This window comes from Neisseria sp. HMSC070A01 (assembly GCF_001810165.1).
Classification (GTDB): Bacteria; Pseudomonadota; Gammaproteobacteria; order Burkholderiales; family Neisseriaceae; genus Neisseria.
Genome location: NZ_KV800120.1, coordinates 463,374 through 475,701, shown reverse-complemented (window position 1 = coordinate 475,701; position 12,328 = coordinate 463,374). Strand labels below are relative to the sequence as shown.

At 49.6% G+C, this 12,328-nt stretch carries 13 protein-coding genes; 4 read left to right on the top strand and 9 right to left on the bottom strand.

The features are described 5' to 3' along the window. Window positions 1-29: 29 nt before the first annotated feature. The 6 genes from HMPREF2711_RS05400 to HMPREF2711_RS05375 form a co-directional block, all read right to left on the bottom strand. Window positions 30-1,151 carry a hypothetical protein gene (locus tag HMPREF2711_RS05400; RefSeq protein WP_003747672.1) on the bottom strand — a complete coding sequence of 374 codons (1,122 nt, stop codon included), beginning with the start codon at window positions 1,149-1,151 and terminating at the stop codon, window positions 30-32. Between the two features lie 13 nt (window positions 1,152-1,164). Further along, window positions 1,165-1,560, bottom strand: a complete 396-nt coding sequence (locus HMPREF2711_RS11275) for a hypothetical protein (RefSeq protein ID WP_231288099.1) — start codon at window positions 1,558-1,560, stop codon at window positions 1,165-1,167. A 23-nt stretch (window positions 1,561-1,583) separates the two neighbouring features. Then, a complete protein-coding gene (locus HMPREF2711_RS05390; RefSeq protein ID WP_003747674.1) occupies window positions 1,584-2,108 on the bottom strand; it encodes a hypothetical protein in 525 nt (174 codons plus the stop codon). Between the two features lie 87 nt (window positions 2,109-2,195). Continuing rightward, window positions 2,196-3,569, bottom strand: coding sequence for a bifunctional UDP-N-acetylglucosamine diphosphorylase/glucosamine-1-phosphate N-acetyltransferase GlmU (glmU, locus tag HMPREF2711_RS05385; RefSeq protein WP_003747676.1), 1,374 nt, complete (start codon window positions 3,567-3,569; stop codon window positions 2,196-2,198). Between the two features lie 64 nt (window positions 3,570-3,633). Beyond that, complete coding sequence (locus HMPREF2711_RS05380) at window positions 3,634-3,909, bottom strand: membrane lipoprotein lipid attachment site-containing protein (RefSeq protein ID WP_003747679.1); 276 nt, start codon at window positions 3,907-3,909, stop codon at window positions 3,634-3,636. A gap of 61 nt (window positions 3,910-3,970) precedes the next feature. After that, window positions 3,971-4,618, bottom strand: coding sequence for a pyrimidine 5'-nucleotidase (locus tag HMPREF2711_RS05375; RefSeq protein WP_070615746.1), 648 nt, complete (start codon window positions 4,616-4,618; stop codon window positions 3,971-3,973). A gap of 64 nt (window positions 4,619-4,682) precedes the next feature. Here HMPREF2711_RS05375 and HMPREF2711_RS05370 point away from each other — a divergent pair, with 64 nt between their 5' ends. The 3 genes from HMPREF2711_RS05370 to HMPREF2711_RS05360 all read left to right on the top strand — a co-directional run bounded on the left by HMPREF2711_RS05370 (window position 4,683) and on the right by HMPREF2711_RS05360 (window position 7,186). Continuing rightward, window positions 4,683-5,684: a thiamine ABC transporter substrate-binding protein gene (locus HMPREF2711_RS05370; protein ID WP_070615744.1), complete on the top strand. Its 1,002-nt coding sequence runs from the start codon at window positions 4,683-4,685 to the stop codon at window positions 5,682-5,684. 113 nt (window positions 5,685-5,797) lie between these two features. Beyond that, a complete protein-coding gene (locus HMPREF2711_RS05365; protein WP_070615742.1) occupies window positions 5,798-6,643 on the top strand; it encodes a mechanosensitive ion channel family protein in 846 nt (281 codons plus the stop codon). A gap of 75 nt (window positions 6,644-6,718) precedes the next feature. After that, on the top strand, window positions 6,719-7,186 hold the full coding sequence (locus HMPREF2711_RS05360; protein ID WP_039861904.1) for a CinA family protein: 468 nt from the start codon (window positions 6,719-6,721) through the stop codon (window positions 7,184-7,186). Window positions 7,187-7,264: 78 nt separating this feature from the next. On the opposite strand, the gene efeB is transcribed toward HMPREF2711_RS05360, so the two are convergent. The 3 genes from efeB to efeU all read right to left on the bottom strand — a co-directional run bounded on the left by efeB (window position 7,265) and on the right by efeU (window position 10,669). After that, window positions 7,265-8,530, bottom strand: coding sequence for an iron uptake transporter deferrochelatase/peroxidase subunit (gene efeB, locus HMPREF2711_RS05355; RefSeq protein WP_070615740.1), 1,266 nt, complete (start codon window positions 8,528-8,530; stop codon window positions 7,265-7,267). Between the two features lie 135 nt (window positions 8,531-8,665). Further along, window positions 8,666-9,832, bottom strand: coding sequence for an iron uptake system protein EfeO (gene efeO / locus HMPREF2711_RS05350; RefSeq protein ID WP_004519217.1), 1,167 nt, complete (start codon window positions 9,830-9,832; stop codon window positions 8,666-8,668). A 12-nt stretch (window positions 9,833-9,844) separates the two neighbouring features. After that, window positions 9,845-10,669: an iron uptake transporter permease EfeU gene (gene efeU, locus HMPREF2711_RS05345; protein ID WP_070615738.1), complete on the bottom strand. Its 825-nt coding sequence runs from the start codon at window positions 10,667-10,669 to the stop codon at window positions 9,845-9,847. A gap of 380 nt (window positions 10,670-11,049) precedes the next feature. Here efeU and HMPREF2711_RS05340 point away from each other — a divergent pair, with 380 nt between their 5' ends. Beyond that, window positions 11,050-12,225, top strand: coding sequence for a cytochrome-c peroxidase (locus HMPREF2711_RS05340; protein ID WP_004519215.1), 1,176 nt, complete (start codon window positions 11,050-11,052; stop codon window positions 12,223-12,225). Window positions 12,226-12,328: the final 103 nt, after the last annotated feature.

The following is a 12,328-nucleotide window of genomic DNA, read 5'->3' as shown; positions in this document are numbered from 1 at the left end:
GGGGATTACTTCAGTTTGCAACGTCATTATTATCCAAGGGAACGACCACCGAAACTTTGCTCATTTGCTTTCTGTTGTACTTCTTGAGCCATATTTTGTTGTTCTTGTATTATTTTTTCTTGAACTTTTGCATCTAAAGCAGCAACAATATTTTTGTTATCGGCAATAACTTGCTTAGTAAATGAACCATCTTTATCACTTATAAGATTATCAATTAGCGCACTAAAATCATCACGAGAAACCTGAGCACTTACTTTTTTACCTTCTTCTCGTTTAATTTTATTAATAGATTTCTCAGGCTCATTAAACAATTTTCTAATTTCATCATGACTATTTTTTTTATCTCCTTCTAATTTAGAAGGATTTTCAAGAGGATTCGTTTTAACACTATCCCACTCATCAGATAAAATATTATTTTTTCCCATTTTATTTAATTGAGAAATTAGAATTGCACCTAATACTGCCTCTTTTCTACCAGTTTCTATATAGTCATTTTTGTCCTTAAGAATACTATCAATTCTATTATTTACCTCATTAACTGAATGAAATTTACCATTTTTAATTTCTTGTAATACTGTTCTCCCATTGCGTTCACTTTGATTGTAAAGTTTCGAAGTTACTGCTACTAATTGTATTTTGTCATCAAAAGACAATTTTTTATATAACTCTGTCTCTTGCAAAGGAGTAAAAATATTTTTCTCAATCTTATTAATCTGATTTACATCTCGAGTATGAACCCAAGTAATTCCATCTTTACTACTGAAGAATTGATTAAACCTAGCTTTAAACTCAGCTGGTAACGGTCTTCCATCTTCTTTTTCTATCTCTCTACCTGTCCTTCCTAAATCATGAATAATATCCTTTTCTTGTTTTTCAGAAAGTTTCCATTCGGGTTTTTTCTCTAAAGCCCATTTTTGATATGCATCAACTAAATCTTTTACAACTTCGGGATGCTGTCCTAAATCGGTTTGTATTGTTCCGATAGAATATCCACTATTCCCAACAGGATATAATTTCCCATTTTTAGTATTTGCTGCTATAACTAATTTATAAGCATTTAATTTTGATTCAGAAGAAACACCTACTGCAAAATAAGCTATTGTTTGAAAATCTTCTTTACTTAATGTTTTTTGTTGATTATTTGACACCATGATTTAAAAATCCTTATTTAATCAAAATAAATTCTTTACCCTTTTTATATTCTTTATTATTATTTTTATAAAATTCAATAATCTTATTATTATCTATAATAAAATAACTTTCATTACTATCGTATCTAGGACAAGACTCATACCAGTTATTTCCCTCATCAGAACAATAACTTAAAAATAGTTTATTTCCCTTCACATATCCTTTTAATTTTCCACTTCCCCCGCTACCTGTCGAAATTCCCTCATTCCATACTCCTGTAACTGAATTACCCTCCTGCTTGAGAACCAATTCTTTCCCTCCCACAGTATCTTCAACCTGATCAGTATATGACCAAGTACCAGAAAAAGATGATGGACGAGCACATGCCATCAATGGGATTAATAAAAAAATTGAAATATACTTTTTCATTTCTTACTCCATAGATACTATTTTTACCGTTTATGAATAACTCTATACCCATTTTCTCCAGCTTTACTTGTCCTTGCGCATAAATCATTTCCGCAACGGACAATATCTGCTTGATTAATCCGTGTAACCATATCTGCATCAATTTTCTTACTCTGAATAACTCCCGAATAAAACCAAATCAATGCAATTCCCCCAATAACCAACGTTGCCAATGTTAGCGATGTAACCCATACTGAACGGGAAGAAATTTTATTATTTTCCTCCTGTACTTTCCGAAGGTAGCCATTAAACTCTCTAACTTGATCTGCCATCTGATTACGTGCTTTTTCCATATCTTTTACATAAGCATAAACAGTTTGAGAGACTTCTTTTGTTACTTCCTCCCTAATCATTTGAACAAGCATACGACGTTGTTCAATTAAAGATTTGTCTAACTCATTTCGAACATCATTCACAAGTTTTTCACTATTGTCTCGATATGCAACCATTAATCTAGATGTCTCGATAACCAAACTTCGAGCTTGTTCTATATCAGTGTTTTCTTCCATTATACGTCCTATGAAAATTAAATCTTTCTTACCTTCAGACGGCCTGTTGTTTCTCAAGGCCGTCTGAAAATAAATAAAAGGCCGGTTTTACTTCTTATCGCCTTTTTCCGGACGTACCCAGCCTTCGATGACGGTTTGGCGCGAACGGGCGAGGACGAGTTTGCCGTCTTCGACGTTTTTGGTAATTGCGCTGCCTGCGCCTGTCGTCACTTTGTTGCCCAGCGTTACGGGGGCGATTAAAACGCAGTTTGAACCGATGCGCACTTCGTCGCCGATGACGGTTTTGTGTTTGTTCACGCCGTCGTAGTTGGCAATAATCGTGCCAGCGCCGAAGTTGGTTTTGCTGCCGATTTCGGCATCACCGATGTAGGTGAGGTGGTTGGCTTTGGTGCCGTTGCCGATGGTGGCGTTTTTGACCTCGACGAAGTTGCCGATGTGTACGTCGTCGGCCAGTTTGGCTTGCGGACGCAGACGGGCGTATGGGCCGATTTGGTTGTTTTCGCCGACTTCGCAACCTTCAAAATGGGAGAATGGGGCGATTTTGGTGTTGGCACCGATTTTGGCGTTTTTGATCACGCAGTTGGCACCGATTTCGACGTTGTCGCCGAGTTCGACTTCGCCTTCGATGACGACGTTGACATCAATCACGACATCTTGTCCGTGTTTCAGACGGCCTCGTAAATCAAAACGTGCCGGATCGCGCAGGGTGACGCCTGCTTTGAGCAATTCTTGCGCCTGTTCGATTTGGAAAATGCGCTCGAGTTCGGCCAGTTGGAGTTTGTTGTTCACACCGGCGGCCAGATGGGAGGCGCGGACTTGGACGGGATGAACTTTGATGCCGTCGGCAACGGCTTTGGCGATGAGGTCGGTCAGGTAGTATTCGCCTTGGGCATTGTTGCTGGAAAGGCTGTTCAACCAAGCTTCAAGTTTGGCGTTAGGCAGAACCAAAATGCCAGTGTTGATTTCTTTTACGGCTTTTTGGGCGGCATCGGCGTCTTTTTCTTCGACAATGGCGGTTACGCTGCCGTTGCTGTCGCGGATGATGCGGCCCAAACCTGTCGGGTCGTTGGGCACGTCGGTCAACAGGCCGACTTCGTTGCCTGCGGCTTCGAGCAGGGTTTCGAGGGTGGCTGCGTCAATCAGGGGGACGTCGCCGTACAACACCAGCGTGCGGCCTTCGGCGGCAAGGTGCGGCAGGGCGGTTTTGACGGCGTGGCCGGTACCGAGCTGTTCGGTTTGTTCAACCCAAACGACATCGCGTTTGACGGTGTCCAAGACCTGCTCTTTGCCGTGGCCGATGACGACGCAGATGTTTTGGGGATTCAGGGAGGCGGCGGTGTCGATAACGCGCTCAACCATGGGAAGGCCTCCGATGCGGTGCAGCACTTTGGGCATTTTGGAGTACATGCGCGTGCCTTTGCCGGCGGCGAGGATGACGATATTTAAAGCTGTCTGAGCCATGATACGGTTTCCGTTGTCGTTGTTTGAGGCCGTCTGAAAAGTTCAGACGGCCTTGGGGATATTGTTATTCGGTTGCTGGCTGTTGGTTGGCAAATTGCGGTTTTTGCCAGTTTTGGCCGCGTTCAGCGTGTTCCGCTTGATGGGATTGGACGGCGCGGCGCTCTGGGCGGAACTGGTTGTAATTCATGTTTTTAGAATAAGTACCGTCCTGATAAACAATGGGTGTGCCGGTAGCATACTTTTGGCGTACGGCGGTACGGCCGGATTCGGTGGTGTAGGTTTCCCAAGAGCAACCGGCCAAAACGGCGGCGGCAGTCAGGATTAAAGCGAGTTTACGCATGATGTTGTCCTTGTTTTTAAATGTCGTCAATACCGTGTATTGTACTTGATTTTTAAAAATTTCACGGCAGTTTTGTGCAAAATTCAAGCAAACCCTGCATATCTTTCGCCATGCCGTCGGCAAATGGCAACGGATGGGCTTTTTCGCCGTACCAAACGGTCTTCATGCCCAAGGCTTTGGCTTGGTGCAGATTGTCGGCGCTGTCGTCCACCATGATGCACTGTTCGGGTTTGACGCCCAACAGGCGGCAGACGTTGAGATAGGCTTGCGGATTGGGTTTGTAGAGCAGGCCGAAGTCGTCCGTGCCGAACAAGCCGTCAAAATGCGCTTCCAAGCCCAACGTTTCAACCAATGCGCGGACATAAAACGAAGGCCCGTTGGAAAATACGGCTTTTCGCCCTTTCAGACGGCCTAAAACGTCATCAGTTCCATCCATACCCTCCACCTTTGCCAAAATTTGCTTAAGCGGGTGACTTTCACGCAAAAATTCATCGATATCGACTTCAGGATGGTGGATTTGCAAACCGGCAAGCGTCGCGCCGTATCGGTGCCAATAATCTTGGCGCAGGTGGGAGGCGGCTTCTTCGGAAAGTTTCAGACGGCCTGCCATGTATTCGGTCATGGCGCGGTTGATGATGTAGAAAATGCCGGCTTCGGCATTGTGCAAAGTATTGTCGAGGTCAAACAGCCAAACGGGAGAATGATTCATATCGTGCCTTGATATGCAGATTTTGTTATGATATTTCGTATTTTACCCGTACAAAGGAAAGAGAATGAAACTGAAATTGTCCGCCCTCGCCCTGTTGCTGGCTTCGGCAAACCTGTACGCCCAAACCGAAGTGCGTTTGGCCGTGCACAAATCCTTCAGCCTGCCACAATCCGTCATCGCACAATTTGAAAAAGCCAACGATGCCAAAGTGTCCGTCATCAAGGCAGGCAGTGGCAACGAAATGCTCAACAAGCTGATTTTGAGCAAGGCCAACCCGATTGCCGATGCGGTTTACGGTTTGGACAACGCCAACATCGGCAAAGCCAAAGCCGCCGGCATCCTCGCCGCCAACCAACCCAAATCCGCACCCGTAACCGCTTCCCTGCCCGATGCGCTGGCTGTCGATTACGCCTATGTCGCCATCAACTACGACAAAAAATGGTTTGAACAGAAAAAATTGCCCCTGCCGCAAACCCTGCAAGATTTGACCAAACCGGAATATAAAAACCTTCTGGTAACCCCGTCCCCCGCCACATCCTCGCCCGGCCTCTCCTTCCTCTTGGCCAACATCGGCGGCATGGGTGAAGAAGGTGCGTTCAAATGGTGGGCGCAAATGCGCCAAAACGGCGTGAAAGTTGCCAAAGGCTGGAGCGAAGCCTACTACACCGACTTCACCCAAAACGGCGGCGCCTATCCCCTCGTGGTCAGCTATGCCACCAGCCCGGCGGCCGAAGTCCACTACTCCAAAGGCAAATACAGCACCCCGCCCACCGGCAACCTCTTCCTCAAAGGCGGCACATTCCGCCAAGTTGAAGGCGCGGCCGTTTTGAAAGGCGCAAAACAACCCGAGCTGGCGGCCAAACTGGTGAGCTGGCTGCAAAGCGGCGACGTGCAAAAAGCCCTGCCTGCCGAAATGTGGGTCTATCCGGCTGCCAAAAACACGCCGCTGCCCAAAATATTCGAGTTCGCCCAAACCCCGAAACACAGCGATTCCCCCAACCGCGCCGACATCAACACCAAACAAAAACAATGGGTGAGCCGTTGGAGCAAAACCGTTTTACGTTAAGCTGAAAAGAATTTAGGAAAGATTAAAGGCCGTCTGAAAAAACAAATCATTAGTTTTTCAGACGGCCTTGTTTTACAATGACCTTTTAAACAACTTCACACGCACACACAATTATGAATTTCGATCTTCAAGTCCTCTCTTCGTTCTCCGGCTGGGAACAACTCGCCCAAACCGGCATGTCTTTCGGTACCAACCTGCTGGCCGCCTTAGCCATCTTCTTTATCGGCCGCTGGGTCGCCACGCGCGTGGTGACACTGATGAAAGCCGCGCTGACACGCGCCAAAGTCGATAAAACACTGGTCAGCTTCCTCGGCAACGTTGCCAACATCGGCCTGCTGATCCTCATCATTATCGCGGCACTGGGCAAACTCGGTATCCCGACCACTTCCGTTACCGCCCTGATCGGTGGCGCAGGCTTGGCCGTGGCTTTGTCATTGAAAGACCAACTGTCCAACTTCGCCGCCGGCGCGCTGATTATCCTGTTCCGTCCGTTTAAAGTCGGCGACTTTATCCGCGTCAACGGTTTTGAAGGCATCGTCCGCGAAATCAAAATGGTGCAGACCTCTTTGAGTACGCCGGACAACGAAGAAGTCGTCCTGCCTAACAGCGTGGTCATGACCAACAGCATCACCAACCGCTCCTCCCTGCCCCTGTGCCGCGCCCAAGTCGTTGTCGGCGTCGACTACGCCTGCGACTTGAAAGCCGCCAAAGCCGCCGTATTGAGAGCGGCAACCGAGCATCCATTGTGTGTTCAAACTGAAGAACGACCTGCCGTCGTATACATTACCAACCTTGGCGACAGCGCCATCGAAATTACCCTTTGGGCGTGGACGCAAGAAGAAAATCTCGGCCCGTTCCGATTCGCCCTGAACGAGCAAGTGGTTGAAAACCTGCGCGAAGCCAACATCAACATCCCATTCCCACAATGTGATGTCCACCTCATTCAGCCGAAAGACTGATTTCAGCTTTCAGGCCGTCTGAAACCCGGCGGGTCAAACGCCCGCCCCATTCCACCCTTTCCATAAGGAGCCGCCATGTCCCATCTGCAAACCATCGCCGAACACCTGACCAGCCGCCGTCAAACCGTTACCTGCGCCGAGTCCTGCACCGGCGGCCTGCTTGCAGGTGCGCTGACTTCCATTCCCGGCAGCTCGCAGTGGTTTCATCAAAGCTTCGTCACATACAGCAACCAAGCCAAACAAGACCGCCTCGGCGTCATGCCCGATACTTTGCTGAAACACGGAGCGGTCAGCCGCGAGACCGTCTATGAAATGGCACGCGGCGCAAAGGCCGTCGCGCAAGCCGATTACGCCTTGAGTATTTCAGGCATCGCCGGCCCAAGCGGCGGCAGCGCGGCCAAACCGGTCGGCACAGTCTGGTTCGGCCTGACCACGCCCGAAGGCTCGTTTGAGCAAACCGCGCTTTTCACAGGCGACCGCGAAGCAGTAAGGGCGCAAGCCGTCGAATACGCATTGGCTTTCTTGGCGGAACATTTGGTTTGATAGAAAAAACTCAGGCCGTCTGAAATCTGGAAATCAGGTTTCAGACGGCCTTTTTATCTATTCAAACCATCGGCGGATTTATACGCCCAAAAGCTCTTTGCCGAGGAAGCTGCCTTTTTCGACACCCGGCAGGACGAAGAAATAGCCGCCGCCAAACGGGCTGATGTATTCCTCCAGCGGCTCGCCGTTAAGCAGGTTTTGCACGAAGATGAAGCCGTCGGCAAGGTTGGCCTGATAGCAGATGAAAATCAGGCCGACATCGAGCTGGCCGTTGGCGGCGAGGCCGCGCGAGTAGTTGAAGGCGCGGCGGTAGAGCAGGTGTTTTTTCATAAACTCCGGATCGCGCGGATTGGCAAGGCGCATATGGCTGTCTTTGGGCGTGATTTTGCCGTCGGGGTCTTTGGCAAAATCGGCGGTGTCGCCCTCTTTTTTACCGTCCATGGGCGCGCCGCTGTATTTGCGCCGGCCGAAAATATCGGTTTGTTCCTGCATCGGGGTGCGGTCCCAAAACTCGACAAAGTGGCGGATGAGGCGGACGGCCTGATAGCTGCCGTTTTTCGCCCATGCCGGTTCGTCCAAGCTGTTGGCGGCAACGCCCGTCCACAGGACTTGATCGGCGACTTTGGGATCTTCGACTTTGGGATTGCCGGAGCCGTCGCGGAAACCTAAAAGGTTGCGCGCGGCAATGGCGCCGGGTTCGGCTTTAGGGAGCCAACCGTCTATGCTCCAACGGATCACGGCAAACTGGGCGGTGTTTTTGATGATGTCGCGCAGGGCGGCTTGGCAGGTTTCGGGGGAAAACGCGCAAATTTGCAGGCTGAGGTCGCCGTCGCACCAAGATTTTTGGAGTTTGTCGTTAGGAAAGTCGCGCATTTCCTGCAGGTGTTTCGGCTTTTTGTCTTTGAGGCCGAAGCGATCGTCAAAGAGGCTGCTGCCGACGCCGACGGTAACCGTCAATCCGTCGGGGCGGAATTGTTTGCCGAGGATGCCGCTGCCCGCAGGCGGGAGCTTGTCGTCGCCGTCTTGGTATTCGCCGCCTTGGGTAAGGAATTCGATGCGGGCGGTCAGGGTGCGGAACAGGTTTTCAAGTTGTTTGGCGTCTTTGGCGGTAACGTCAAAGGCACACATGATGCCGAAGAGCTGGTGTGGCGTGACGATGCCTGCCTGATGCTCGCCGTAACACGGATAGGCCAGCTCGGAATGTTGGTTGTTTTGGGTATCGGCGGCGGCTTCGCCTTGTTTTTTACCGGCAAAATAACCGGCAACGCCGATAGCGCCGGCGGCAAGGGCAGTTTTGAAAAGGGTTCGTTTTTCGGGTTGTGCCGGTTGTTTGTTTTGGCTCATGGTCTGCTCCTTGGCAGGGAACGGAAAGATTGCAATCGTGTGAAGTAAGGTTGGTTTTCAAGCATATTTTGTGTGGGAGACAATAAGATTCAGACGGCCTTTCAATATCCAAAGGCCGCCTGAAAACGCGTTATCTTATTTCAAACCCAAAATGCCGCGCAGTTTGGCCAAATCTTCTGCCAAGGCATTAATCGGCGCCTGCAGGGCTTTGCGGTCTTCTTCGCTCAATTTGTCGTACAGCTCGAAACCGTTCGGGGTTTTGTATTTCGCCAAAATGTCTTCAACCTGTTTGAAGTTGGCATCGGTTTTTTCCAACAACGCTTTGTCTTTGGCTTCGATCAGCGGACGGAACAAATCAACGATTTTTTTGGAGCCTTCCACATTAGCTTGGAAGTCGCTCAAGTCGGTATGGCTGTAACGGTCTTCTTCGCCGCTGATTTTGCTGCCGGCCACTTCTTCAATCAGTTCGGACGCGCCGCCGACCACCTTACCCGGAGGAAACGCCAATGCGTCGATTTCTTTTTGCAGTGCTTCGACATCGGTCATCAGTTTCGCTGCAATTTCCTTCACGCCGGATACGTCTTTTTCTACCCAAAGGGCGTGTTCGATACGGTGGAACCCAGTAAACCCGGCATCTTTCGCGCCGTCTTTGAAGTCGTCTTCACGCGCATCGATGACGGGGTCGAGTTCGCTGAAAAGCTCGGCAATCGGTTCGATGCGTTCGTAATGGACGCGGGTGGCGGCAAACAGGGATTTGGCCTTTTCAATGTCGCCGGCTTTAACGGCTTCGGTAAAGGTTTTGGTTTTCGCCACCAGCTCTTTAACCTCGCCTTGAACGTAAGCTTTATAGTCGGCCAAAGGTTGCGCCAGTTTTTCCAAATCGGCTTCGTTGGCAGTGTCTTTGAAGCCGCTGTCGGTAACAATCAGCTTACCGCGCGGATTGGTCAACAGGCCGCAAGTCATTTCGTATTCGCCCGGCAGCAGGGTAACGGTCATTTTGTCGGATAAACCCGGGGCGATGTTTTCACGCTCGTCCACCACCATCACGCCTTTCAGGATTTCCCATTCCAGCTTGCGGCCGCTGTCGTTTTTGATGTTGAACACGACTTGGCCGCTGGGGACGGTCAATTCCATCGGTTCGCAGGCAGTATCGTTCACACCGATATTGACCGAACCGTCGGCATTGGCGGCAGCGGATGCACCTGAAGCGGCAGGCGCGGCTTTTTCGGCTTCAGGCGGCTGACACGCGGTCAAACCCAGAGCCAGCATTACAGACAAAGCAGTCAGATTGAATTTTTTCATTTTCATTCCTTTTTATTTAGTTAACGTTTTTGCCGGAGCGCTGCCGCGCAAAGACCAAATCATGACGGGAACCAGATACAGCAGCCAAATCAGGACTTCGCCTTCGGTCGGATGGTCGGTATAGCCGAAGAAACCGCCGAGCAGCACGCCTAAAGGGCTGTCTTCATGCAAATATTTCGAGGTGTCGAAAGCGATGTCCTGCATCGCATTCCATACGCCAGCCTCATGCAGCGCGCGAAACGAACCGGCCAACAGACCGGCCGCCACCACAATCAAAAACGCGCCCGTCCAACGGAAAAACTTCGCCAAGTTCAGGCGCATACCGCCCTGATAAATCAGCGTACCGATGACAACCGCCGCCAGCAGCCCCAATACCGCGCCTATCGGCATAGACCACGTCGGGCTTTGCTGGAACACGGCAAGCAGGAAAAACACGCTTTCCAAACCTTCGCGCGCCACGGCCAAAAACGCCATGCCGACCAAGGCCCAGCCCTGGCCGCTGCCGTGGTTCAAGGCCGTCTGAACAGAATCCTGCAGATGCTGTTTCATCGAACGCGCGGCCTTCTTCATCCACAAAATCATGTACGTCAGCATCGCCACGGCCACCAGGCCGATGACGCCGACCACCAATTCCTGTTCTTTTTGCGGAATCTCGCCCGTAACGGAATGAATGCCGTAACCGATACCCAAACACATGGCCGCAGCCAAAAACACGCCCAGCCAAACCTTCGGCATCAGCTCGCTGTGTCCCGACTGTTTTAAAAAACTGGCAACAATGCCGACGATCAGGGCGGCTTCGATGCCCTCGCGCAGCATAATCAAAAAAGCAATCAGCATAAAAAACTCTAAAGTGAAACATTCATTTGTTAACGCATTTATAACGCTTTACGCTTAATAACGCAAATTATTTTCATTTTTTAATAATCCTATAATTATTAAGATTTTTTAAAATAAAATAACGAACGTAATCAATAAAAACTAAAAGGCCGTCTGAATTTTGTTTTTTCAGACGGCCTTAAAAACATTAACTAATTGTAAAAAAACAATAAAAAAGTTTCATAGTATAAAATTCTCTATCGGTTATATTTTCAAAATTTATCAAAAATAAAAGGTTGATTTACAGCAAGAATCAAAAGCAACTTATCTCATATAGTTCAAATACTGCTGTCGCAACCAGCAAACCATTACATAACAAATGCATAATAAAGAAACCTCCTATGCCACGTTTGAAACTCCACCAAATCGTTCTGGCCTTGGCCGTTTCTGCCGCGTTGACCGCCTGCGGTGAGAAAACTGCACAAACTACTGAAACTCCTCAAGCTGCTTCTGCCGCGAGCACTGCCGATGCTGCCGCAAGCACCGCCGCCGTTTCAGCCCCTCAAAATTCTGCCGATGTTTCTGACGAAGACAAAGCCCTGTTGGAACGCGCGCAAGCTACGTTCAAACCTTTGCCTGACCTAGCCGAAATGCAAAAAGTCCGTCCGTTTACCGAAGAACAAGTCAAACTCGGCCAACAACTTTGGTACGAAAACCGCCTGTCCAAAGGCAACACCGTCAGCTGTAACTCTTGCCACAACTTGGCAACTGCCGGCGTAGACAACATGCCGACCAGCGCGGGCCACAAAAGCCAATTCGGCGGCCGTAACTCCCCGACTGCTCTGAATGCCGCCTTGTTGGGCAGCCAATTCTGGGACGGCCGTGCAGCCGATGTGGAAGAACAAGCCGGCGGCCCATTGCTCAACCCTGTTGAAATGGCCAACGCTTCCGAAGCCGATGCCGCCGCAAAAATCGCCGGTATTCCTGAATACCAAGAGAAATTCAAAGCCGCATTCCCTGAAGACGGCGCGGTTTCCTTCAAAAACATTACCACTGCATTGGGCGCGTTTGAACGTACCCTGCTGACCCCGACCCGTTGGGACGACTACCTGAAAGGCAACGTATCTGCCCTGAGCGAACAAGAACGCAAAGGTGTACGCGCATTTATGGACAACGGCTGTATCGCTTGTCACAGCGGCGTCAACTTGGGCGGTACCATGTTCCAAAAATTCGGTTTGGTGGACGGTCCTTACTGGAAACACATCGACGATCCTAAACACGACAAAGGCCGTGCGGACGTAACCAAAAAAGCCGAAGACGAATTCTTCTTCCGCGTTCCCGGCTTGAGAAACGTCGAACGTACCTATCCATACTTCCACAACGGCAGCGTTTGGGAACTGGATAAAGCCGTCAACATCATGGCGAAAGCGCAATTGGGTAAAACCTTGGCTCCGGAAGACACTGAAAACATCGTTGCCTTCTTGAAAGCCCTCTCCGGCAATGTTCCGGAGTCTGCCCGAACCATGCCTGAGCTGCCCGTCTCCCACGATGTCAAATCCCAACCTGACAACAAATAAGGGTTAGCATAAAACAAAGGCCGTCTGAAAATCCGTTTCAGACGGCCTTTTTGCTGCCGGCCATATGGGCGGCTTTGTTTCACGATTGCGCACAATATGGTAA

Coding starts and splice junctions, on each gene's coding strand:
- HMPREF2711_RS05400 (WP_003747672.1), bottom strand. CDS start 1,151: ATGGTGTCAAATAATCAACAAAAAACATTAAGTAAAGAAGATTTTCAA.
- HMPREF2711_RS11275 (WP_231288099.1), bottom strand. CDS start 1,560: ATGAAAAAGTATATTTCAATTTTTTTATTAATCCCATTGATGGCATGT.
- HMPREF2711_RS05390 (WP_003747674.1), bottom strand. CDS start 2,108: ATGGAAGAAAACACTGATATAGAACAAGCTCGAAGTTTGGTTATCGAG.
- glmU (WP_003747676.1), bottom strand. CDS start 3,569: ATGGCTCAGACAGCTTTAAATATCGTCATCCTCGCCGCCGGCAAAGGC.
- HMPREF2711_RS05380 (WP_003747679.1), bottom strand. CDS start 3,909: ATGCGTAAACTCGCTTTAATCCTGACTGCCGCCGCCGTTTTGGCCGGT.
- HMPREF2711_RS05375 (WP_070615746.1), bottom strand. CDS start 4,618: ATGAATCATTCTCCCGTTTGGCTGTTTGACCTCGACAATACTTTGCAC.
- HMPREF2711_RS05370 (WP_070615744.1), top strand. CDS start 4,683: ATGAAACTGAAATTGTCCGCCCTCGCCCTGTTGCTGGCTTCGGCAAAC.
- HMPREF2711_RS05365 (WP_070615742.1), top strand. CDS start 5,798: ATGAATTTCGATCTTCAAGTCCTCTCTTCGTTCTCCGGCTGGGAACAA.
- HMPREF2711_RS05360 (WP_039861904.1), top strand. CDS start 6,719: ATGTCCCATCTGCAAACCATCGCCGAACACCTGACCAGCCGCCGTCAA.
- efeB (WP_070615740.1), bottom strand. CDS start 8,530: ATGAGCCAAAACAAACAACCGGCACAACCCGAAAAACGAACCCTTTTC.
- efeO (WP_004519217.1), bottom strand. CDS start 9,832: ATGAAAAAATTCAATCTGACTGCTTTGTCTGTAATGCTGGCTCTGGGT.
- efeU (WP_070615738.1), bottom strand. CDS start 10,669: ATGCTGATTGCTTTTTTGATTATGCTGCGCGAGGGCATCGAAGCCGCC.
- HMPREF2711_RS05340 (WP_004519215.1), top strand. CDS start 11,050: ATGCCACGTTTGAAACTCCACCAAATCGTTCTGGCCTTGGCCGTTTCT.